Below are 22,118 nucleotides of genomic sequence, written 5' to 3'. Positions count from 1 at the left end.
AACCCCCCCCGGTCCCCCCCCCCCCCCCCCCCCTCCCCTCCCCCCTCCCCCCCCCCCCCCCCCCCTCTCCCCCCCCCCCCCCCCGGGCCCGTTTCCTCGCCCCGCCGTCCGGCGGTGCGCACGGCGCGGCGGCGCGAACAGGGCGGCGGAGGCGGTCCTGTGGAGATTTCTACCGGGGGGTAGGCCCGAGCGGCGCTCCTGCTGTACGGTCCGTCCGACAGCTTGCTTACATCTTGTCTAACAAGGAAACGCCGCTCGATCCGAGGAGCCCCAGCATGGCAAGCAGCACCGCTCGCCCGGAGACCCACGACGGAGCGCACGCCCGGGACGTCGCCCGCCGCCTGCTCGACTCGTCCGCGACGCTCTCGTACGACCCGGCCACCGAGGTCGACTGGGAGACGCCACTGGACAAGGACTTCCACGGCGCCAGCCCCGAGTGGAGCACGCTCTACGGCACGGCCTACTGGCGGGAGATGACCGACGCCCAGCGCAAGGAGCTGACGCGGCAGGAGGCCGCGTCGGTGGCCAGTACCGGCATCTGGTTCGAGATGATCCTCCAGCAGATGGTGCTGCGCGACATCTACGCCAAGGACCCGACCCAGCCCGGCGTGCAGTGGGCCCTGACCGAGATAGCCGACGAGTGCCGGCACTCGATCATGTTCGCCCGGGGGGCCGAGAAGCTCGGGGCGCCGGCCTACCGGCCGCACCGGATCGCCGTCGAACTGGGCAGGGCGTTCAAGACGATCGCGTTCGGGGAGGCCGCCTACGCCGCCATCCTCGTGGCCGAGGAAGTCCTCGACGTCATGCAGCGCGACTGGATGAGGGACGAGCGGGTCGTCCCCTTCGTCCGCACGATCAACAACATCCATGTGGTCGAGGAGTCCCGGCACATGAAGTTCGCCCGCGAGGAGACGCGCAGGCGCCTCGCGGGCGCCGGCCGGCTGCGCCGCCAGATCCACGCCGTGGTCATCGCGATCGCGTCCTACGTCATCGTCACCAGCATGGTGAACAAGGACGTGTACGAGAACGCCGGCCTCGACCGGGAGCGCGCCGTCCGGGAGGCCAGGGCCAACGAGCACCACAAGTCCCTGATGCGGTCGAGCTGCGCGGGGCTGATGGAGTTCCTGGCGTCCGCCCGCCTGCTCACCCGGCCGGCCCTGATGTTCTACAAGCGCGCCCACCTGATCTGATCCGATCCGAGCCGGACCGAGCGACGACATGACCTACGCCATCACCCAGACCTGTTGCAGCGACGCCACCTGTGTCGCCGTCTGCCCCGTCAACTGCATCCACCCCACCCCGGACGAACCGGCGTTCGGCACCACCGACATGCTGTACATCGATCCGCGGGCCTGCATCGACTGCGGTGCCTGCGCCGACGCCTGCCCGGTGGACGCGATCTCCCCGGCCGACCGCCTGGCCGGCCCGCTGAAGGAGTTCGCCGCGATCAACGCGGCGTACTACCGCGACGAGCCGCCCCCGGCCGCCGGCGACGGACCGAACTTCCACGCCTGGGGCGAGCCGCGCTTCGAACGCGCCCTGCCGTCCGACTTCACCCCCATACGGGTCGCGGTCGTCGGCACCGGCCCGGCCGGCATGTACGCCGCCGAGGACCTGCTGCTGCACACCAACGCCGAGGTCACCCTGGTCGACCGGCTGCCGGTGGCCGGCGGCCTCGTGCGGTACGGCGTCGCTCCCGACCACCCCGGGACCAAGAGGATCGGCGACGCCTTCGCCCGGTTCCACACCCACCCCCGCGTGCGGATGCACCTCGGCATCGAGGTGGGCCGGGACATCACCGCCGAGGAGCTCGCCGCCCACCACCACGCGGTCGTGTACGCGGTGGGCGCCTGCGCCGACCGCCGTCTCGGCGTACCGGGGGAGGACCTCCCCGGCAGCCTCTCCGCCACCACGTTCGTCTCCTGGTACAACGCCCACCCGGACGTTCCGGCGGACACGGTCCGGCCGTCCGGCGAGCGGGTGGTCGTCGTCGGGAACGGCAACGTCGCCCTGGACATCGCCCGGATCCTCGTGTCGGACGCCGACGACCTGGCCCGCACCGACATCGCCGACCACGCGCTGGCCGCCCTGCGCGACGCGCAGGTGCGCGAAGTGGTGCTGCTCGGGCGCCGGGGCCCCGAGGACGCGGCGTACACACCGGCCGAACTGCGCGCGCTGCGCCACCTGGACGGGGTGGAACTGGTCGTCGACGACCACGACCCCCGCGTGAGCACGGCCGTCGACGCGGCCGGGCCGGCCGGCAGGGCGGCGCTCCTGCGGGGCCTCACCCGCGCACCGGTCGACTGGTCGCGCCCGCCCGCGCCGGGCCGCCGCATCGTGTTCCGCTTCCACTCCGCCCCGGTGGAGGTCGTCGGCGAGGGCGAGGTCCGCGCCGTACGGGTCACGGGCGCGGCCGGCGAGCAGGTGCTGCCGGCCGGCATGGTGCTGCGGGCGGTCGGCTACCGCGGGGTCCCGGTCGCGGGGCTGCCCTTCGACGAGGCCACCGGGACCGTTCCGCACGAGGCGGGCCGGGTGCCGGGCCGGCCGGGCACGTACGTCGTGGGGTGGATCAAGCGCGGCCCCTCGGGCGGCATCGGGACGAACCGCACCTGCGCGGCGGAGACGGTGGGCTCGCTGCTCGCCGACGCGGTCGCCGGTGTCCTGCCCGAACCGGCGCACCGGGCGAAGGACTTCCGGCGGCTGCTGCGGCGCAGGGGCGGGGAAGCCGTGGACGCCCGGGGGCTCGCCGCGATCGACCGGGCCGAACTGGCGCGGGGCCGCGGCGCGGGCAGACCACGGGTCAAACTGGCCACCGTCGAGGAACTCCGGGCGACGGCGCGACGTGCCCGCTGGGGACCGCGCCCCTGACCCGCCCGGCCGTCACGGGGCGTGCTTCACCCCGAGCGACACCAGGTAACGCCCGTCGTCCTCCGGCAGGTTGCGGTGGACGACGTCGGACAGGGAACGCGTCCGGCGCAGGATGTCCATCCCCTCCGGCGAGAAGGTGGCCGGGGTGAACAACCGGGGAGCCAGCAGGGGATTGGTCAGCGCCTCGGAGAAGGCGTCGATGCCGATGATCCGCCCGAGCAGGTTGCCGAACAGGCTGCCGTGCCGGGCGTCCTCGGCGAAGATGCCGACGTAGAGGTCGAGCTCGTCGACCCCGCCGTACATGTCGTGCAGCGCCTCCCGCACCACCGGATCCCCCGTGACCTGGCGCAGGTCGGTCGCCCGGGGGAAGCCGAAGTGCTCCCGGTAGTCGTTGTACGAGGCCACCTCCAGCTCGCGGCTCACCTCGACGCTGCGGGCCTCGACGGGCAGCAGCAGGGGATCGGTGTTGAACAGCCCCATGCGCCCGGCGGGCTGGCGGGACAGGTCGTCGAAGAGCGGGCCCATGCCCCGCTCCTCGACGACCCGGCCGTTGGCGAGGGTGTGCAGCAGGGGCACCTCCTTGCCCGCGATCCGGTACGTGGACGGGATGAGACTGTGCCAGCGGTAGACCAGGCTGAACTCGATGGTCGACCAGTTCTCCCGGTGCCAGCTGCTGCGCACCGTGCGCAGCGGGTCGAGGCGGAACCGGAAGTGGAACGGTGTCAGGTGGTTGATGTACTCCTCCAGCACGAGCCGGATCGTCATCACCACCAGGATGTTGCGGGTGGTCTGGAAGAGCCGCTCGTCGTCCCAGGACGGGTGGGCGCGCGCGAGCAGCCCCGCGATCCGGTTGTGCTCGCGCAGGAAGAGCACGTTGAGGAGCATGGGACCGAGGTGGGCGTGCGCCCGGTCGCCGCCCGACGCGAACACCGTGTCGCGCAACGGTTCGGGCACGTCGTCCCAGCGGACCGGCTTCAGCGCGGCGAACTCCGCCTTGACCCGCCCGTTCTCGCACAGCAGTGGCGGGAACTCCCCGCCGCCGACCGTCCGGCTCTTCAGCCGTCCGCCCTCGAACTCCCGCAGGCACGCCGTCATCTCCGTGGTCGCCCCGTACAGCTGCACCATGTCGATGGTGTGCGGCGAATCGGTGCGCCGGGGGTCGCCGCCCTGGCCGTGCCCGCGCAGGAACCCGTCCGTGAACCACTGCGCGAAGGCGGGCAGCAGCGCGGTCGACCGGGCGCAGCCGTCACCGTCGCCGTCCCGGCGGAAGAGCTCGGCCGCCCCGTCGGGGGACGGCCGCCCGGGGTGCGGCGTGGGGTCCGGTGGGAGGTGCCGGCCGACGTACGACCGGTCCGTGAGGGAGGCCCAGGAGGTGTAGGGCGCCATGGTGCTGAGTGGATTGGGACGTGGCGGCGCCTTGAGGACGGCGATGTCCGTGAGCACCGCGTTGGTCCTGCGGTACAGCCACCGATTCCCCTGCACCGCACGCCACAGGGGCGCGTAGTGGGTGAGGACGTGTGCCTCGACCCGGTTGCGCAGCCCGTCCCTGGACGGGTCGCGGCCGTCCTCCGCCCCGGTGCGCGCGCGGCGCGAGGTGGTGGTCATCGGTCTGGCCTCTCCTCGGTACGTCGGTGAGTCGGTACGCCGGTGGATCACGACGATGCCGTCGCGCCCGCCGTCACCGTGTAGTGCTGCGGGTACGGGGTGCCCGCGTAGTCCAGGTCGCGCTCACCGCCCGGCAGTGGCCGGACACCGGGCCGCAGGAGCACCCGGCGCACCATCTCGGGGACGATCGCCCGCGCCGGGTACTTGCCCACGCACTCGTGCGCCCCGTGGCCCAGCACCATGTTGTGCACCGGCGTGCGGTCCGGGCGGAAGGCGTACGGGTCGGCCACCACGGCCTCGTCGAACATCGCCGACGCCATATGGGCGTGCACCACGGTGCCGGCCGGGAGGCGGGTCTCCCGGGGCGTGCCCGCGGCCAGCACGTGGTCGCGCACGCAGAGCCTCGGTGTCGACGGTACGAAGGGGTGGAAGCGCAACGCCTCCCAGACGTAGCCGTCGAAGACCTCGGTGTCCTCCTCGGCGGCCGCCCGTTCGGCCCGCGCGAGCTCCTCGGGGCGCGAGACGAGTTCCTTCAGCGCTGTCGTCGCGCACTGTGCGGCGTTCTGCTGGTAACCGATGAGATAGCCGACGAGCTGGTGGTTGACGCGCTCGTCGTCCAGCTCCCGTCCCGTCCCCGGCGCCAGGGCAGTGCGCAGCATCCGGCCGAGCACGTCGTCCGGAGCTCCGTCACCCCGCGGTCCGTCCCCCCGTGTGCCCCGGCCAGCCGTCCCGGTGCCGCCCGCCGCGTCGTCCGCCGGCCCGCCGGGGGCGCACGGCCGCACACCGGCCGCGCGGCGCCGCCCGATGACGCCCGCCACGATGTCGTGCAGCTCCTTGCCGGCCGCGACACCGGAGGCGTGCACCTCGGGATCCCGCTCCTGGTTCACGAACACCGCGCGCTGCACCCGCTGCGAGAGGCCGTGCAGCGTCTCCTCGGGCACGTCCGTGAAGCCCAGGTACTCCCGGGCGACGCGGGCCGCGACCGGAGCCGCGTACTCCCGTACGTAGTCGAAGGTCGTGCGGCCCTCGATGCGCGCCACCGCGACCGCCCGGTCCAGCGCGTCGTCACCGGCCCGGGCGGTGAGCCGGCGCACCGGCGCGAAGTCCTCCGGCGGCAGCATCAACTGGGCGTGCGCGCGGTCGTGCCAGTGCAGGTCGGCGCCGTCCCTGGCGAGCATGAACGGCCCGTGCAGCGCCTCCTCCAGCACCGGCCCGTACACACCGACGGTGAACACGTCGGGGGTGGACAGTACTTCCACGACATCGGGCATACGGGTGACGAAGACTCCGACCGGTGTGGCGAACACCGGCCGCCGCTCCCGTAGTTCCCGGAGGACGGCCGGGCCATCGGCCTTCATCTGCTGCCTCAGCAGACCCACACGCCCTGCGGCGTCGGTCTGCGGGATCGCGTCGTACGCCGCGAGGAACTCCATGGGACCACCCAGACGTGGCAGGGCGACACGACAGCGGTCGCCGGCGGATTCCCTCCCATTACGGCACGACGCCCCCGTACGCGCACCCGGACCGCGTCGGCGGTGTGAATGTGCGGGTGGCACGCCGGTCCGGCCGCGCGCCGCCGCCCCCTCGCACCGGGCGAGCCCCAGCATGGACCGGAACCCACCCCGCACGGATCTGGAGGCCGCACGACATGCTCCGACGAGGCGAACCCCCCGCGACGGCCACCGGCGACACCGGGACGGGCGACCCGCCCCCGGGGACGCGGGCCGGCACGGTACCGGTGTCGGGCGCCGAGTACACGGGCTACCTGGTCGGCATCGTCGTCCTGCCCTTCGTCGTACTCGCCGCCGCCCTTCCCTTCGCCTGGGAATGGGGCGTCACCGGTCTCGACCTGGCCCTCGGCGCGGTCATGTACGTCATCTCCATCGCCGGCATCTCCACCGGCTACCACCGCCACTTCACCCACCAGTCCTTCAAGGCCAAACGGCCGCTGCGCATCGCCCTCGCCCTGGCCGGCGGCATGGCGGTGGAGGGCCCGGTCGCCCTCTGGGTCGCCGAGCACCGCCGCCACCACCAGTTCTCCGACCGCGATGGCGACCCCCACTCGCCCTGGGCCTTCGGCACCGGGCGCCGCGCCCTCCTGAGGGGACTCTGGCACGCGCAGATCGGCTGGTTCGCCCGGCGACGCCGTGCCGACCTGGCCCACTACGCCCCCGACATCCTCGCCGACCCCGACATCGGCCGGCTGGACCGCTGGTACTGGCTGACCGTGTCCGTGTCGTTCGCGCTGCCCCCGCTGATCGGCGGACTGTGGACCATGTCCTGGTACGGCGCCTTCACCGCCTTCTTCTGGGGCAGTCTCGTGCGGTACGCCGTCGTCCACCACGTCACCTGGTCGGTGAACTCCATCGCCCACGCGTTCGGCCCGCAGCACTATCGCAGCCGGGACCAGTCGCGCGACGTGCGCTGGGTCGCCCTGCTCACCTTCGGCGAGGGCTGGCACAACCTGCACCATGCCGACCCCACCAGCGCCCGGCACGGCGCCCTGCGCGGACAGGCCGACCCGACCGCCGTGCTCATCCGGCTCTTCGAACGCGCGGGCTGGGCGCACGACGTCCGCTGGCCGGACCGCGAGCGGCTCGCCACCCGGATGCTGGCCCCGGCGAACTCCACGATGGAGTGAACACCTGGCTCGCCGCGCGTGTCGCGGTCGCCGGCCGGCACCGGGGCGGGCCGGCGGGGTGGTAGGCAGGGGACCGTCCGTTCACCACCCCGCACGGCACCACCCCCGTCCAGGCAGGCCGAGCCCGCCCGCGCCGGTCCACCGGACCCGCGGCCGGGCGGACGGGCGGCCGGGCCGTGCCCGCCACCCCGGAGGCTCATCCGATGGACCCGCGCACGCGCGACGTCGCCGTCACCGGCGTCGGGCTCCTGTCACCGGCGGGCACGTGCCCCGACGCGACTTGGGCCACCCTCCTCCGCGGCGCGTCGGTGGCGCGCCCCGACCCCGTGCTCGCGGGCCTGAGGACCGACTTCTCCTGCGCGGTCCCCGACTTCGCGGCCCGCGCGCTGCTCGGACACGCCGCCGCCCGGCGCATGGACCCGTACGCCCAGATGGCGGTGGTCGCCGCCCGGCAGGCGGTGGACGACGCCGGCCTGGACCCCGCCCGGTGGCGCGGCGACCGCGTCGCCGTCGTCCTCGGCGTCGGCAGCAACAGCCTGCACTCGTACGAAGAGCCCTTCCGGCTCCTGAGCGAGAACCGCGGCGACCGCGTGTCGCCCTACCAGGTCACCCGCAGCGTGCCGAACATGGCCGCCGCCGAGGTGGCGCTCGACCTCGGCGCGCACGGGGTCAACTTCACCACCAGCAGCGCCTGCGCCTCCGGGGCCACCGCCCTCGGCACGGCACTCGACCTGCTGCGCGCCGGGCGCTGCGACATCGCCCTGGCCGGCGGCAGCGAATCCGCCCGCAGCCGGATGACCACCACCTGCTTCGGCCAGATGCGCGCCATGTCCGCGCGACGTGCCGACCCCGCCACGGCGTCCCGCCCCTTCGACGTGGAACGGGACGGTTTCGTCCCGGGGGAGGGGGCCGCCGTGATGGTCCTGGAACGCTCCGACGACGCCCACCGGCGGGGCGCCGCGGTGCGGGGCTACCTCGCGGGCTACGGAGCCAGCGCGGACGCCCACCACCCCGCCGCCCCGCACCCCGAGGCGCGCGGCGCCGAGGCGGCGGTGCTGGCCGCCCTGGCGGACGCCGGCTGCGCGGCCGGGGACATCGACCACGTCAACGCCCACGCCACGTCCACCCCGCTCAACGACGTCACCGAGGCGCGCATGCTGCGCCGGCTGTTCCGGCACGACCCGCCGGTCACGGCGAACAAGAGCGTCATCGGTCACGCCCTGGGCGCGGCCGGCGCCATCGAGGCGGTGCTCACCGTGCTCAGCCTCCAGCACCGTACGATCCCGCCGACGGCCAACCTGACCCGCCAGGAACCGGGGGCGGAGCTGGACGTCGTCACCGGCGCGCCCCGCGCCGTCCGGATGCGCACGGCCCTCAGCACGTCGTTCGGGTTCGGCGGCCAGAACACCGCGCTCGTCCTGCGCGCCCCCTGAGGGCGCACGCGGCGGCCGGCGGGCCGGGGGCCGTCACACCGTGCCGGGGCGCGCCGCCGCCCGCACCCCGGCGCGGCCGGCCACGTCACGGGCCGCGTGCCGGCCGACGAGGACCGCTGCGCTCCCCACGTCCTCCGCCGCCGCCCGGCAGCACTCCGCCTGCCGGCGCAGCGTGGGCACGCACCAGTCGGGCACGCCCGGCCGCCCCTCCAGCGCGGCGGCCCGCGCCAGCAGCCGCCGCTCCGCCGAGGCGAGCGCCTCCGCGTCGGCTCGCAACCGGTCCGCCCGGGCGGACAGGTCGTCGTCGTCTCGCACCGCGTCCACCGTCATGCGGCTCCCTCGCTCTCCCGGGGTCGTCCCCCCGTCACGTCGCGGTCACGTCCCTCAGCGCGGCAGGGGCGCCCCCGCGCTCCGGCGGGCCTGGTACACCGGCGCGCCGAGCACGCACAGCGGCCTCGCCCCGTCCAGCCCCAGCGCCCGGGCCTGCCGTACCAGGGGCTCCTCCTCCGCCGCGGGCCCGGCGGCACAGCGCAGGCGGAGCCGGGGCGCGGCGTGCAGACGCTGGCGCCCCACGCAGTGCACCATCGACCGCAGGGTCGCGTCGGCCGTGCGCCCGTACAGGACGGAGTCCACGTGCGGAACCGGTACGTACGGGCCGAGGTCACCGGTCAACGACAGGAGCGGGCGCCCCGCCTCCCCGCCCGGCTCCGGGGCGGGCGCGGCCAGGACGGCGTGCAACCGGTTGCCCGCGAGCCGCACGTCGACCATGGCCGTCGTGGCCGGATGCCCCCACAGCTCACGGCCGGCCGCCTCGGCCTCCGGCGTCGTGACGGCCAGGGCCGTCACCTGGCGCCCGGTGCGGCGGGTGTCCGCCCGGCGCAGCAGCTCGCGCAGCACGTCGTGGGCGCGAGGCCGCCACAGGTCGTTCACCAGGACTGCGAGGCTCAGCTCGTTGTACGGGCCGAGGCTCACACAGCGGTGCTCGTACGCGGACAGCGCCACCAGGACGCGCGGCCCGAGCCGGCTGGGACTCATCCAGGACGCGTCCGACAGCAGACCGGCCACCCGGTCGGGGGCCACGGCGAAGAACGCGGTCGCGGCCGTCGAGTCGTAGTACCGCACCGGGACCTCGGCCGGTCCCGCGGAGGTGGCCACGGTGCCGACCGGCACGGCCATCAGCGGGTACCCCTGCGGCGGGTTGGCCCGGTCCTTCAGCTGGTACACCTGCGAGCGCAGCACCGGCCCCCGATAGGGCGTCAGCGCCTCGTCGATGTCCCGGCGGGCGTCGGCCAGCTCCCCCTCCAGGTTCCCCATGTACTTCCCCAGCGAGTGGCACAGCGGGAACTCGTGGCTGGAATCGATGTAGTCCACCTCGTACCAGTCCGGATGCGGGGTGAACACCGACCCCGACCCCGCGCCCCTGCCGTCCAGGGTGGGCACCAGGTCGTGCTGGTTGGTGACGCTCGCCACCCACGTCCGCGGGTCGGCGGGCTTCTTGTTGTCGACGGGGGAGCCCACGGCCACCACGTGCGTCACCCGGAAACGGCGGCAGAACGCGCTGTTCTGCGCCAGGTTCATCAGGGCGATACCGCCCTCGCTGTGACCGATCAGCGCGATCTCCGCACCGGCCGGCAACCCGTACTCGTCGATGGCCAGCAGGATCCCGCGGGTGTACGGGGACTCCGGGTCGAACAGGTTGCTCCACGCGCCGACGAAGTCCTGGGGCGAGTCGTTGCGCGGCTTGCCGGGCGCCATGCCCGGCGCCTGCACCACGTGCCGCACCACTCCGTCGGGCCCGCGCACGTCCTGGATCAGGATCCGCCCGTCCGTGCGGAGGAAGTCGATGTTGCCCAGGAAGTCCATAAGCGAGCCCTCGGTGCCGAGCGACCGCCGCGCCTCGTCGTCCAGCGGCACCGCGACGGCGGCCCCCTCGCCCGCGTCGAACGCCGCGAGGTGGTGCGCCGAGATGCCGAACCACGGGTCGGCGTGCAACGCCTCACCGGCCGCGATCTGCCACCCCACCTCGTCGTTGAGCGGGTTCTCGTCGAGCAGCGCCCGGATGGCCGACAGCTCCGCGAACAGCGGCGCCACCGTGGACATCGCCCGCTCGGCCCCCTTGTCCTTCAGCAGCGCCCGCAGGGCACGCAGCGCCTCCACGTCCCGGTCACCGGTCACCGCTTCCATCAGGCGCCGCATGCCCGGGTCCCGCCCCAGCTCCGGGTGTTCGGCCAGCACCGCGGCGGCGCGCATCCGCAGCGACGTCACCGCGACCCGGTTCGCCAGGCTCTCCCGGCCGCACACCTCCCCGGCCTGCCCGATCCGCCGCAGGACCCCGTCGCCGCCGCTCAGCGCGAAGCCGAGGCCCGCCGCGTGGGTCAGCGCCCGCCCGAGCGACCACTGCGCGGCCAGACCGGTACGCGGGCGCCGCAGGCTCGACCGGGCGAGCGCGGAGGAGCCGAGCAGCGTCCCGGCGCGCGTGGCGACGCCCCGGATCTCCAGCGCGCAGCGCGAGACCTCCAGGGCCGCCTCGCGCAGCAGCCGCGCGGTCCCGGCCGCGCCGGGCTCGCCGCGGTGTGCCGCACCGGTGTGGTGATGGGACGCCATGGCGGCCTCGCAAGTCGTGAACCGGGCCGACCGGTTCGGCCCTTCCCGGCCGATCATCGGCTCTCCCGCGCGGCGCCGCATCCCGGAGCCCGCGGCGCCTGGCCCGCGGCCACCGGCACGGGGCGGGGTCGTGGCTCTCGCCGCCGGACGGGCGCGTCCAACCGGTGTGGCCGACATCTCCGGCCGGGACGGCTCGCCCCGGGTTAAGCTCACCGGGTGACTCTTCTCGTGATGCGCCGGCACGTGGACTACGTGCGCGTCACGACCATGAGCTGTCCGGCGCAGGACTGACCTCTCCCTCCACGTCCCCTTAGGTCCTGTCGCGGTCGGACACGCGGCCCCGGCACACCCCCGCCGACGGCTCCGGCCACCCCCGTCATCCCGCCATCTCCGGGAGCAGGGCCTCGTCACACCAGAAACGGAAGGCCATCATGCCGTCCATGCCACGAGCGTTCCCGGGCTCCCTGCCCGTCATCGATCTGTCCCTGGCCGACGACCCCGCGACCCGGGCGTCGTTCCTCGAGGACCTGCACGACGCCGCGCACGACGTGGGCTTCCTCCACCTGACCGGACACGGCGTCGGCCGGGCGGAGACCGACCGCGTCCTCCGCGTCACCAAGGAGTTCTTCGCACTGCCGGAGGCCGACCGGCTGGCCGTCAGCAACCTGCGCTCGCCCCACTTCCGCGGCTACACCCGCGTCGGGCACGAACTCACCGGAGGCCGCTCCGACTGGCGCGACCAGCTCGACGTGGGCGCCGAACGGCCCGCGCCCGACGTGGGCCCGGACGACCCCGCGTACCTGTGGCTGGAGGGCCCCAACCAGTGGCCGGCCGCGCTGCCGGAGCTGCGCACCGTGGTGCTCGCCTGGCAGGAGCGCCTGGCCGCCGTGGCCCACCGGCTGCTGCGGGAGCTCCTCGTCTCCATCGGGGCGCCCGCCGACTTCTTCGACGCGGCGTTCGCCGAGCGGCCCCACCTGCACACCAAGCTGATCCGGTACCCCGGAGCGGCACCCTCCGGAAGCGGCCAGGGCGTGGGCGCGCACAAGGACTACGGCTTTCTGACGCTGCTGCTCCAGGACGGCGTGGGCGGGTTGCAGGTCCGCGCCGGTGACACGTTCCTCGACGTACCGCCGCTGCCCGGCGCGTTCGTCGTCAACCTCGGCGAGCTGCTGGAGATAGCGACCAACGGCTACCTGGCGGCGACCGACCACCGCGTCGTCAGCCCGCCGGGAGCGGTGGAGCGCTACTCCGTGCCCTTCTTCTACAACCCCCGCCTCGACGCGGTCGTCGACACCGTGCCGGGCACCTACCTCGCCCACGCGCCGGGCATCGCGCACGACCACGCCAACCCCCTGCACGCCGAGTACGGCCGCAACGAGCTGAAGGGCTGGACGCGGGCCCACCCCGAGGTCGCCCGCCGCCACCACCCCGAACTGGTCGGCGCGGCCTGAGACGAACGACCGGAGGCGGTACGGGAGCAGATCCCCCGCACCGCCCCCCGGTCAGCAGGACTGGCGCCAGGGGTCCAGCGCCGGCCGCTTTCGCATCGACGACAGGCCCAGCCGGCGGGCCTGCCCGCAGAACTCGGCCGTGGGCAGCGCGTACTCGACGTGGAACACCGCCTTGCCCGCCCGGACGAAGGGGGTGAGCCGCTCGCACTCGCCGAACTCGGCGCACTGCTCGTTGACCGCGAAGTCGAACAGGCCCACCAGGGCGGGGATCTGCGGCAGGTCGTTCTTCAGCCCCACCGACAGTCCCCGCTCGTGCGCCGCCCGCGCGATCATCCGGTTGTACGCGAGCTGGTGCGCGGCCTCCAGCGGGAATCCGGTGTCGTGCAGGTACCCGTCCACGAGGTCGGGCTCCACCGCGTCGAAGCCCTTGCGCCGGCACATGTCGAGCCGTCGCTCCATCACGGGCCGCAGGACGTCGAGGCGCCGGATGTCCAGCCAGCGCTCCCCGCTCCAGCCGTTGGGCCCGCCCCGTACGGACGCGGGGAAGGCGTCCCGGTCCGGACGGAAGTCCTCCCAGGCACCGGCGTTGACGTAGCAGATCACCCGCCGGCCGGCGCGGTGCAGCCGTGCCACGTCCCCGGCGGTGTTCTCGAAACCGTCGATGTCGTACACCGGCACGTCGGCACCCGCGTCGACCCGGCCGTCGAGCTGCCACTGCCAGGCCGTGCCCGGGCGCGGCACCCACCGCCCCGCCGCCGGCGGCCGGGGCGAGGCGTCCCCCGAGCACCCCGCGACCACCAGGAGCAGGGCGAGGACCAGCACCGACCGCCGCCCACCCGGTACGCCGCGCCCCCTCACCGCGCGGCGCCGCTGCCGGGCGAGACCGCCGCACCCGGCTCCTGTCCCGCACCCGGCACCTGTGCCACGTCATGCTCCCGTGCCGCACCCGCCACGGAGGCCCAGAGCGCGGCGACCGAATCCGCGGGACCGAAGCGGGGCGCCCAGCCGAGGGCCCGGCGCGCCGCGGAGATGTCCGAGCACTGCCACGAGACGGCCGCCGAGCGGTCCGATCCGCCGCCCGCCTCCTCCACGCGGCCCGCGAACCCGGCCGCCCGCACCAGCGCGTCCACCAGGTCGCGCACCCGCACCGCCCGCCCGCCGCCGACGTTCAGCACCGGGGGCACCGCGCCCGGCCGGGTCACCGCGAGCACCACCGCCCGGGCGACGTCCCGCACGTCCACGAAGTCGCGGTACGCGGAGAGGTCACCGAGCCGGATCACCTCGCCGGGGTCGCCGCCCACCCGTGACAGGCGCCCGGCCAGTCCGCCGGGCAGCCCCGCCGCCGGGGCCCCCGGCCCGACCGGGTTGCCCACCCGCAGGACGACCGCGTCGAGGCCCGAGGCGGTGACGGCGACCGTCCCGGCGAGCTTGGTGGCGCCGTAGGGGGCGACCGGCCGGGTCGGGGCGTCCTCCGCGACGGGTTCACCGGGCCGGCCCGGCCCGTACTCGGCGGCCGAACCGAGGTGGACCAGCCGGGCCCCGGGCGCCGCGTCGCGCAGCGCGGCGCACAGCACGGCCGGGCCACGGGCGTTGACCTCCGCGAGCGTCACGGGGTCGCCACCGACCGCCCCGGCGCAGTTGACCACGGCGTCGGGCGCGAGCGAGGCCAGCGCCCCGGCCAGTGGGCCGGTGCGGGCCGTCGCCAGGTCCACCGGCAGGTCCGCGCCGGGGGACCGGCCGCCGAGCAGCAGCCGCACCCCCTCGGTGGCGCGCAGCTGTCGGGTGACGTGGCTCCCGAGGAACCCGGTGGAGCCCAGGACGAGGATGCGCATGGGGGACTCAGGCTCCCTTCAGCAGGAGCGACTGGTGGGTGGTGAACTCCGCGTTGGCCCGGTCGTAGTCGTCGGGGCGCCCGATGTCCAGCCAATACCCCTCGAACTCGTACGCCGCCGGGGGGTTCGGCGTCTTCAGCAGGTCCAGGATCAGCTCGTCGAAACCGAGCGGCAGCCCAGGGGTGTACCTGTCCAGCGTGGTGCGCGACAGGCCGTACACCCCCATCGAGACCCGGTAGTCGAGGCTGGGCTTCTCGCTGAAGCCCACCACCTTGCCCGCGTCGGTGGTGAGCACCCCGAAATCGATGGTCACCTGGCGGGCGTAGGTGGCGATGGTCAGCGGAGCGTTCCCGGCCGTGTGACGGCTCAGCAGATCGGCGTAGTCGAGGTCGGTCAGGATGTCACCGTTCATCACCAGGAAGGAGTCGGGCAGCCGGTCCCGCATGGTCAGCAGCGGCCCGATGGTGCCCAGCGGACTCTCCTCGGTGGAGTAGTCGACCTCCAGACCCCAGCGCGAACCGTTGCCGACGTACGCCCGGATGATCGGGCCGAGGTGGCCGATGGCCAGGGTGCAGCTGGTGAATCCGGCCGACGCCAGCTGCCGCAGGACGATCTCCAGGATCGCGTGCCGGTCCCCGATGGGCACCAGCGGTTTGGGCAGGGCCGTGGTGTACGGGCGCAGCCGGACGCCTTTGCCCCCGGCGAGTATCACTACGTGCATGGGATGCCTCCCTCTCCGTGGACGCGGTCGGTCAGATGTTGTAGATGTCCGTCTTGTAGCGGGCGAGGTGCGCCGGGTCGCGGAAGAACTCGACGGTGCGGGCGAGCCCCTGCTCCAGGTCGTGCTCGGGGGCCCAACCGGTGGCGTCGCGCAGCCGGCCGGCGTCCGCCACCAGGCGCATGACCTCCGAGGCGGCGGGCCGGATGCGCCGGGCGTCCTCCCGCACGTCCAGGTCGGCGTCCATCACCTTGCCGATGAGCCGGACCAGGTCGCCGACCGAGATCTCGTGCCCCGTCCCGGCGTTGAAGGTCCGCCCCACCACGCGGTCCGCCGGAGCGGTGCCCACGGCCAGGAAGGCGCGGGCCGTGTCGGCGACGTACGTGAAGTCGCGGGTCGGCCGCAGGTCCCCCAGCGTGATGGTCCGCGAGCCCGCGGCGACCTGGCCGGTGACCGTCGGGATGACCGCACGCATCGACTGGCGCGGGCCGTAGGTGTTGAACGGGCGGAGGGTGACCACCGGGGTTCCGAAGCTCGCGTGGTAGCTGTCGGCCAGCCGGTCGCCGCCCGCCTTCGACGCCGCGTACGGGGACTGGGTGTTGATCGGGTGGTCCTCGGTGATGGGGACGGTACGGGCGGTGCCGTACGTCTCACTGGTGGAGGTGTGCACCAGCCGGGGCGTCTCCAGGGTCCGGACCGCCTCCAGCACGTTGAGGGTGCCGGTGACGTTGGTGTCCACGTAGCTGTGCGGCGCCCGGTAGGAGTACGGGATCGCGATGAGGGCGGCCAGGTGGTAGACCGCGTCCGCCCCTTCGGCCAGGGCGCGCACCGATCCGGGGTCGCGCACGTCGCCCAGGACGACCTCCACCTCGGCGAGCACGTCGCGCGGCAGCACCTCCAGCCAGCCGTAGGAGGAGAAGGAGTTGTACTGCGCCATGGCGCGGACCCGGTGCCCGGAGGCCACCAGGGCCTCGGTCAGGTGCGAGCCGATGAACCCGTCGGCTCCGGTGACAGCGGCGAGCGGTGCGGATGTCACGTCGTTTTCCTTTCGTCCGGAGGATGCCGTGCGATGAGTGAGGTGCGCGTGCCCAGCGGTGGTGCGGGGTGGTCCGGTGCGGTACGAGGGGCCGCGGGAGCCGCGGCGGCGGGCGGATCAGGCGTGGGCGGAGGGCCGGCCCAGGGCGTACAGGGCGATGCCGGCCAGGACCAGCGCGGCGACGGAACAACACAGCGGGACGAACCACGGGCCAGGGGACGCGCCGGCGACCGCCACCAGCGCGACGGCCGCTGCCGCCACGAGGCACACCGCCGCGGGGGAGCGCCCCACCCCGAACGCCTGGAGGAGCAGGGCGATCCACAAGGTGGCGCCCAGCGAAGCCAGTTCCTCGGGCGGCGCACCCGTCAGCAGCGCGGCGGGAACCAGCAGCCCCAGGTACACGGCCAGGCAGACCGCCAGCGTGCGGGCGGTCCGCCATCGGAACCCGCGGACCGTGGCGGACGCCCGCAGCGCCGCCACCGACAGCCCCCGGAAGCGGTACAGCAGCCACTCGGCGGGCCCCATGCTGACCGTCAGCGCGACCACGGCGTACGGATGGCGGGCCCCGGTGAACAGCACCAGGGTCCCGGCCGCCAGGCCGAACAGCCCGTACGGAAGCGACGGCAGACAGCCCGGCCGGGGCGCCCCCGGTACCGGCGCCGCCGCGAGCGCGCCCCGCACCGTGTGCGCGGCCAGCGCCGTCGTCGCCGTCAGGGTGAGCAGCGGGAGCCCCACCCGCCACACCGGCCCCGGAGCCCCGTACAGCGTCAGCGCGCCGCCCGCGACGAGCGGCAGCAGCGCGACCGCCAGCAGCCGTTCGCGGCCCAGCACCAGCAGGACGCCCGCGGCGGCCAGGTACACGGACTGGCCCGCGGCGAACAGCGCCGCCGCCCCCGGCCCCGCCGCCGGCAGGGCGGCGAGCGTCGCCAGGAGCGCGCCCACCGGGGCGCCGGCCCGCGCGGTGAGACCCGCCTCGCGCCGGCCCGTGGCGAGCCGCGCGTACATCCGGTGGCCCAGTGCCTGGCCCCACGCCCAGGACACCAGCCCCGCCACGACCAGCGCGGACACCGCCCCCGAGCCCCGCCACAGGGGCGCGGTGAGCGGGTAGGCGAGCCCGGGCAGCGCGAACAGCAGCCCGCGCAGGGCGCACCGCAGGTGGTCGGGCGCCCACGGGTCGGGGGCCGGGACGGGCTCGGGGAAACCGCGCGGCACCCGCCGGTAGAGCGCGTCGGCGAGCGAGAAGATGTCCGGGTGACCGTAGCGCTCGCGGATCCGCTCACCCGTCAGCCCCTCGGACTCCAGGAGCGCCGCGACCTCGTAGGGGTGCACGGCCGGAGCGGTCCGGTCGGCCAGTTCGGCGGCCAGCTCGTCGACGGGACCCACCAGCCGCAGCGACACGGTGTCGCCGTCGGGCTCGGGGAAGGACGTCCCGCTCATCCGGCCACGCTCCGGGGCCCGGCGAGAGGTACCGGCCCGGGGGCGCCGGACGAGGGCGGATCCACCGGTGAGGAGAGGCTTGCCGGGAGGTCCACCGGCGAGGGGAAACCGGCCGGCACGGGGAGATGGACGCCTCGGGCCGGGCCCGAGGAGAGCTCCGCGCGCGTGGCGGAGCCCGCCCGCGAGAGCTCCACGTAGATGGAGCGGAAGGTCTCCACCGTCTGCCGCAGCGTGAACTGCTCGATCACCCGCAGCCGTGCCGCCTCGCCCATCGCCGCCCGGCGCGGGGCGTCGGTCAGCAGCTCCAGCGCCGCTGCGGCCATCGCCCGCGGGTCGCGCGGCGGCACGACCAGCCCCGCCGTCCCCACCGCCTCGCGCACCCCGCCGACGTCGGTCGAGACGGTGGCCCGCCCGCACGACATCGCCTCGATGAGCGTGAAGGGGAACCCCTCGCTGATGCTCGACAGCATCACCACGTTGCCCGCCGCGTAGGCGTCCCGGATGTCGTCCACCCGGCCCTCGAAGGTCACGGCGTCGCCCTGGCCCAACGACCGCGCGAGCTCCTCGCACCGGTCCCGGTACGCCTCACCGCCCCGGGGCGTACCGCCGAAGAGCCGCAGCGCGGTCTGCGGTATTCGCTCACGCACCAGGGCGAAGGCGCGTATCAGCGTTTCCAGGTCCTTGATGGGGTCCACGCGGCCGGCCCAGCTGAGGGTGGGCCGCTCCGGTTCCGGACCGGCGGCCGGGAAGGCCGCCGGGTCGACACCGTTGTAGACGGTACGGATCAGGGCGGGATCGGCGCCGCCCTGCTCCTCCCACAGCCGGTTGTAGCGGTTGCCCGGCGTGATCAGGGCCGCCCGCCGGTACGTCTCCCCGGCCAGCAGCCGGAAGAAGCCGAGCATCACGGCCTTCACCGGCCAGCGGTAGGGCGCGCCTCGGTAGCCGAGGTACCGCTCCCGCAGGTACACCCCGTGTTCCGTCAACAGCAGCGGCACGCCGTGCAGGTGGTGGGCGGCGAGCCCCGGGAGGGCGGCGATGCCCCCGCTGACCGCGTGCGTGACGCCGTGCCGGGGCGGGTGGGTCGCCAGCGGCCGCAGCGCGTGTTCCAGCAGGTTCGTCGCCGTCACGGCGTCGTGCAGGGAGGGCCGGGCCTCCCGGACCGTGAGGCCGGGGCGGTTCCACACCCCGGTCAGCACCGAGACGGCGCGGTCCGCGCGCAGGGCGGGGCTGAGCAGCCCGTCGCGGGCGGCGTGCGCCAGTTCGTGCAGCGCCGGACCGAACAGGTCCTCCTGCCCGGGGTCGAGCAGGGCGGTGAGGAACCGTTCGTACGCCGCCATGAGCCGCCGCGCCCGGCGCCCGCCCGGAGCGGCGCCCGGCGGAGTGGGTCCCCACATGGGGACGGAGACGGGTTCGGCGACATGCGGCGGGACCTTCCAGACGAGGGGTTCACGACCGGTGCCCGTCACCGCGATGACCTCGAAGTCGACGTCGGGCATGCCGTTGACGAGCTGGTCGCACCAGACGCTGACCCCGCCGTGACTGTGCGGGTAGGTGCCTTCGGTGAGCAGGGTGACGTGCGCCGCGCCGGTGCGCGGCGTGGAGTGCGATACGTGCATGGACGTGCTCCGCGGCAGCAGGGACCGGCCCGGGACGGGCACCGGCGGGCGCGCCGGCGCCCGGGGGCGGGTGGGGAGGGGGGATCGGTCAGCGCTCGGCGCCGTACGGCACCGGCCGGGCGACACCCGCGGGCACCGGGACCGCGGGGGCCGGCCGGTACGGAGCGGGGGGAGCCGCCCTCGCGGTGTCCCGGTCGGCGGGGGAGGGGGGCAGCTCCAGGGACAGCGTCCCGTCCGGTCCGGCCGCGACCCGCCCGGACGTGGTCCCGGCGTACGGCTCCCCGAAGGCGGCGCCGCCCTCGACCGTGCCGGCCGGCACGGTGGCGGCCACGGGCACTTCCGGTGGCGTCTCGACGGTCACGGTGTCGCCGATCCGGTACGCGGTGACGTCGCCGGCCCGCACCGCGGACCGCCAGACCGCCCGGTCGCGCAGTTCGGCCCCGATGGCGCCCATAGGGAGGTTCACCAGCGGTGCGCCGTCGGCGAAGAGCTCGGCGTACCGTGCGAGCACCGCGTCGAGGACCGGGTAACCGATGCGGTCCTCGGTGAGGTTGGACTGGTGGACGAAGTGCGGACGGGGGTCGCCGGCGAGGATGTGGCCGAGCGCCCCCCGCGTCTCCAGGGGCACGATGTGTCCGGTGTACCCGGTGGCGGGGTCGAGGGGCTCGTCGAGGCAGGTCGTGGTGGCCAGTTCCTCGCACAGGCCGCTGCCGCCCCGCGCGCGGCCGGTGTGGATCCAGTTGTACTCGTCGACCTGCTCCGCGACCCGGCCGGCGTTGTAAAAGATGTTGATGGGGTGCCGGGCGACCGTGAGGGCCGAACCCACCTGCCGCTGACCGGGCTCGCGGGAGTTGTCCGATCCGAGCCAGGCGATGCCGTGGCCGGTCAGCGACGGTGCCAGGTGCGGGTTGTCCTCCGGCTGCTGGGGCAGCAGCCGGAGCCCGGAGTGCTCGCCGGTGACGAGCTCGTCGGTGCGCAGCGGCAGTCCGGCCCGCTCGGCCCAGGCCCGGTTCTCGGCGATCTGGCGGTCGATCTCGGCGCGCCCCACATAGCGGGTACGGCCGTCCGGTCCGGTTCCGCACCTCCACGGGACGCTGCTGACGTCCTGCTCGCACCCCAGGTAGGGGTGGTCGTAGGTGTGGTTGATCCAGCGGAACGCGTCACGCTCGGCGACGAGCCGGTCGGCGGTGGGGTCGTCGCCGCCGTGCTCCTCGCGGTACTCCACGCTTCCGCCGCCGTTGAACGCCATGTCGAGGGTGAAGCCGCGGTCGCGCGACCAGGAGGCCGCGTACCGGACGTCCGCCTCGGTCATCCGGATCGGGTCCGGGGTGCCGGTGCCGGGCGCGCAGTCGACGTCCCCGGGGGTGCAGTTCAGCGCGGTGTCCCAGCGGTCGTCGGCGGCGAAGACGTCGTCCACATGAACGGCGAAGTAGTGGCGCGAGGTGCCGAGCCGGGTCTCCTGGGTCATCCAGTCGACGATGCCTCGGGCGAGCAGCCGGAACTGCTGCTGGTGCCGGTTGTAGGCGAAGGTGACCACGAGTTCGCGGCGGCCGTCGTGGCGGTACTCGCCGACCAGCACGCCGCGGGCCTGCCGGCCGGGGACGGGCGCGTCGACGTAGGGCGTGAAGTCGGCTCCGGCGGCCGGCCGGGAGAGGAACGCGTAACTCTCGTTCACCGCCGGGGAGTTGTTCTCGAAGGGCACCGTGCCCTTGAGGTACCCGAACGGTCCGGCCCGCCCGGCCGCGGTCACCCTGGCCCGTAGCCCGTCCACCGGACCCGCGTAGCCGCCGTCGGCCGGGTACGCCAACCCCGCCTCGGGCCGCGCGTACGTGTACGCGTCGACCTGGGGGATGGCGAAGGTCCTCTCGTACGAGACGAGCGCGGCCATCTCCCCCGACCCGGCCGCGAAGGGCGCGTCGTCGGGAAGGACGACCGCCTGGAACTTCGCTCGTGGCCTCCCGCCGACCGTGTCGGCCAGGAACTCCGCGTCGATCACCGGCCGGTCCGGGCGGGTGAGGTCGACGAGCGTGTACGGCGTGCCCGTGCCGTCGAGTTCGGCGGCCACCGCGGCGGTGGCGGGCCCGCCGTCCGTGACGACCAGCACCCGCAGGTCGACCCGGGGCGCCGGACCGGCCGCGACCGCCGGCGCGACCGGCGAACCGAGCCCGAATAACAACGCGCCCGTGACGAGCGCGGTCGTACGCGAAGTCCGCTTCATGCGGTGCTGTCCCTCCCCGGAAGGACGGCCCGCCTCTCCCCGGCGGACGCGCCCCACCCCCCAGCGTCACGGGCCCGCCACCACCGAGGGGCCGCCGTGCCGCTCCAACGCGTCACATAGTGCGGCCTGTGTGGAGGATCCGTGCGCAGGCTGTGGAAGATGACGGAAAAGCGCAGGTGCCGGACCAGCGGCAGGGCGGCTTCCGGAGCGCGGCGGAGAAGCCGCCGCAGGCGCCGGCGGAGCGTCCCCGAAAGGGCGCGACGCTGCTGCGGACCGGCGTGCGCCCGCTCGTGACCGGGGCTCGGGTTACCCGCCCCGGCGCTCCTTGTGCCCCGGGCGCGGCCCCGTGCCGTCTGCCGGTTTTCGGCCACGCTGCGAGACGGCCGGCCGCACCTGACGTGCGGCCGGCCGCCTCGCGCGCGGGCGGGAAGGATCAGGAGCGTGCGGGAGCCGTGGCGGGCGCGCAGGCGACACGCGTCTCGGGAGTGGTGAACACCCCGTCCTTGGCGGCCCGGCCGCCGTCGTACTCGTAGTACAGGTACGAGTAGAAGCCGATGTCCCCGTCGCTTCCTAATGTTGTTGTCAAGCGGTTGCGGCCACGGGGGGTGTGACCTCGTAGCACCGCCGGTCACGGATCAGGGCCCACAGGACGTTGACGC

The 22,118-nt window shown here is 74.6% G+C and carries 17 protein-coding genes; 5 read left to right on the top strand and 12 right to left on the bottom strand.

The annotated features are described in order from the left end of the window. The first annotated feature begins 275 nt into the window (after window positions 1–275). Window positions 276–1,190, top strand: coding sequence for an AurF N-oxygenase family protein (locus AC07DW_RS29600; protein ID WP_478860752.1), 915 nt, complete (start codon window positions 276–278; stop codon window positions 1,188–1,190). A gap of 28 nt (window positions 1,191–1,218) precedes the next feature. Next, entirely contained in the window at window positions 1,219–2,868 is a 1,650-nt protein-coding gene (locus AC07DW_RS29595) for an FAD-dependent oxidoreductase (RefSeq protein ID WP_478860751.1), read from the top strand. A 12-nt stretch (window positions 2,869–2,880) separates the two neighbouring features. Here the strand turns inward: AC07DW_RS29595 and AC07DW_RS29590 are convergent, their stop codons facing one another. Further along, window positions 2,881–4,473: a peroxidase family protein gene (locus tag AC07DW_RS29590; protein ID WP_478860750.1), complete on the bottom strand. Its 1,593-nt coding sequence runs from the start codon at window positions 4,471–4,473 to the stop codon at window positions 2,881–2,883. 47 nt (window positions 4,474–4,520) lie between these two features. Next, a complete protein-coding gene (locus tag AC07DW_RS29585; protein ID WP_478860749.1) occupies window positions 4,521–5,906 on the bottom strand; it encodes a cytochrome P450 in 1,386 nt (461 codons plus the stop codon). Window positions 5,907–6,121: 215 nt separating this feature from the next. Here AC07DW_RS29585 and AC07DW_RS29580 point away from each other — a divergent pair, with 215 nt between their 5' ends. Both AC07DW_RS29580 and AC07DW_RS29575 read left to right on the top strand, forming a co-directional pair. Further along, on the top strand, window positions 6,122–7,114 hold the full coding sequence (locus tag AC07DW_RS29580) for an acyl-CoA desaturase (RefSeq protein ID WP_478860748.1): 993 nt from the start codon (window positions 6,122–6,124) through the stop codon (window positions 7,112–7,114). Between the two features lie 203 nt (window positions 7,115–7,317). Then, window positions 7,318–8,547 (top strand): beta-ketoacyl-[acyl-carrier-protein] synthase family protein, encoded by a 1,230-nt coding sequence (locus AC07DW_RS29575; RefSeq protein WP_478860747.1) that lies wholly within the window; start codon window positions 7,318–7,320, stop codon window positions 8,545–8,547. Between the two features lie 33 nt (window positions 8,548–8,580). On the opposite strand, the gene AC07DW_RS29570 is transcribed toward AC07DW_RS29575, so the two are convergent. Further along, window positions 8,581–8,871 carry a hypothetical protein gene (locus AC07DW_RS29570; RefSeq protein ID WP_478860746.1) on the bottom strand — a complete coding sequence of 97 codons (291 nt, stop codon included), beginning with the start codon at window positions 8,869–8,871 and terminating at the stop codon, window positions 8,581–8,583. Between the two features lie 60 nt (window positions 8,872–8,931). Further along, window positions 8,932–11,151: an acetoacetate decarboxylase family protein gene (locus AC07DW_RS29565; protein WP_478860745.1), complete on the bottom strand. Its 2,220-nt coding sequence runs from the start codon at window positions 11,149–11,151 to the stop codon at window positions 8,932–8,934. A gap of 440 nt (window positions 11,152–11,591) precedes the next feature. Here AC07DW_RS29565 and AC07DW_RS29560 point away from each other — a divergent pair, with 440 nt between their 5' ends. Then, on the top strand, window positions 11,592–12,602 hold the full coding sequence (locus tag AC07DW_RS29560; protein ID WP_478860744.1) for an isopenicillin N synthase family dioxygenase: 1,011 nt from the start codon (window positions 11,592–11,594) through the stop codon (window positions 12,600–12,602). Between the two features lie 51 nt (window positions 12,603–12,653). On the opposite strand, the gene AC07DW_RS29555 is transcribed toward AC07DW_RS29560, so the two are convergent. From AC07DW_RS29555 to AC07DW_RS29520, 8 genes are all read right to left on the bottom strand, one after another. After that, on the bottom strand, window positions 12,654–13,460 hold the full coding sequence (locus tag AC07DW_RS29555; protein WP_478860743.1) for an endo alpha-1,4 polygalactosaminidase: 807 nt from the start codon (window positions 13,458–13,460) through the stop codon (window positions 12,654–12,656). Beyond that, window positions 13,457–14,434, bottom strand: a complete 978-nt coding sequence (locus AC07DW_RS29550; protein ID WP_478860742.1) for an NAD-dependent epimerase/dehydratase family protein — start codon at window positions 14,432–14,434, stop codon at window positions 13,457–13,459. Before AC07DW_RS29550 ends, AC07DW_RS29555 begins: the two co-directional genes overlap by 4 nt. 7 nt (window positions 14,435–14,441) lie before the next feature. After that, a complete protein-coding gene (locus tag AC07DW_RS29545) occupies window positions 14,442–15,155 on the bottom strand; it encodes a sugar phosphate nucleotidyltransferase (protein ID WP_478860741.1) in 714 nt (237 codons plus the stop codon). A gap of 31 nt (window positions 15,156–15,186) precedes the next feature. Then, on the bottom strand, window positions 15,187–16,188 hold the full coding sequence (locus tag AC07DW_RS29540) for a GDP-mannose 4,6-dehydratase (RefSeq protein ID WP_478860740.1): 1,002 nt from the start codon (window positions 16,186–16,188) through the stop codon (window positions 15,187–15,189). A 117-nt stretch (window positions 16,189–16,305) separates the two neighbouring features. Then, window positions 16,306–17,625, bottom strand: a complete 1,320-nt coding sequence (locus tag AC07DW_RS29535; protein ID WP_478860739.1) for a hypothetical protein — start codon at window positions 17,623–17,625, stop codon at window positions 16,306–16,308. Next, window positions 17,622–19,241: a GT4 family glycosyltransferase PelF gene (gene pelF, locus AC07DW_RS29530; protein WP_478860738.1), complete on the bottom strand. Its 1,620-nt coding sequence runs from the start codon at window positions 19,239–19,241 to the stop codon at window positions 17,622–17,624. Before pelF ends, AC07DW_RS29535 begins: the two co-directional genes overlap by 4 nt. Window positions 19,242–19,329: 88 nt before the next feature. Beyond that, complete coding sequence (locus AC07DW_RS29525; RefSeq protein WP_478860737.1) at window positions 19,330–21,459, bottom strand: hypothetical protein; 2,130 nt, start codon at window positions 21,457–21,459, stop codon at window positions 19,330–19,332. Between the two features lie 433 nt (window positions 21,460–21,892). Then, window positions 21,893–22,045 (bottom strand): hypothetical protein, encoded by a 153-nt coding sequence (locus AC07DW_RS29520; protein WP_478860736.1) that lies wholly within the window; start codon window positions 22,043–22,045, stop codon window positions 21,893–21,895. Window positions 22,046–22,118 lie beyond the last annotated feature (73 nt).

Source organism: Streptomyces sp. NPDC045701 (genome assembly GCF_056432045.1).
The sequence above is the reverse complement of the archived record's forward strand: the minus strand, read 5'-3'. Positions and strand labels throughout refer to the sequence as shown.

Coding starts and splice junctions, on each gene's coding strand:
- AC07DW_RS29600 (WP_478860752.1), top strand. CDS start 276: ATGGCAAGCAGCACCGCTCGCCCGGAGACCCACGACGGAGCGCACGCC.
- AC07DW_RS29595 (WP_478860751.1), top strand. CDS start 1,219: ATGACCTACGCCATCACCCAGACCTGTTGCAGCGACGCCACCTGTGTC.
- AC07DW_RS29590 (WP_478860750.1), bottom strand. CDS start 4,473: ATGACCACCACCTCGCGCCGCGCGCGCACCGGGGCGGAGGACGGCCGC.
- AC07DW_RS29585 (WP_478860749.1), bottom strand. CDS start 5,906: ATGGAGTTCCTCGCGGCGTACGACGCGATCCCGCAGACCGACGCCGCA.
- AC07DW_RS29580 (WP_478860748.1), top strand. CDS start 6,122: ATGCTCCGACGAGGCGAACCCCCCGCGACGGCCACCGGCGACACCGGG.
- AC07DW_RS29575 (WP_478860747.1), top strand. CDS start 7,318: ATGGACCCGCGCACGCGCGACGTCGCCGTCACCGGCGTCGGGCTCCTG.
- AC07DW_RS29565 (WP_478860745.1), bottom strand. CDS start 11,151: ATGGCGTCCCATCACCACACCGGTGCGGCACACCGCGGCGAGCCCGGC.
- AC07DW_RS29560 (WP_478860744.1), top strand. CDS start 11,592: ATGCCACGAGCGTTCCCGGGCTCCCTGCCCGTCATCGATCTGTCCCTG.
- AC07DW_RS29550 (WP_478860742.1), bottom strand. CDS start 14,434: ATGCGCATCCTCGTCCTGGGCTCCACCGGGTTCCTCGGGAGCCACGTC.
- AC07DW_RS29545 (WP_478860741.1), bottom strand. CDS start 15,155: ATGCACGTAGTGATACTCGCCGGGGGCAAAGGCGTCCGGCTGCGCCCG.
- AC07DW_RS29535 (WP_478860739.1), bottom strand. CDS start 17,625: ATGAGCGGGACGTCCTTCCCCGAGCCCGACGGCGACACCGTGTCGCTG.
- pelF (WP_478860738.1), bottom strand. CDS start 19,241: ATGCACGTATCGCACTCCACGCCGCGCACCGGCGCGGCGCACGTCACC.
- AC07DW_RS29525 (WP_478860737.1), bottom strand. CDS start 21,459: ATGAAGCGGACTTCGCGTACGACCGCGCTCGTCACGGGCGCGTTGTTA.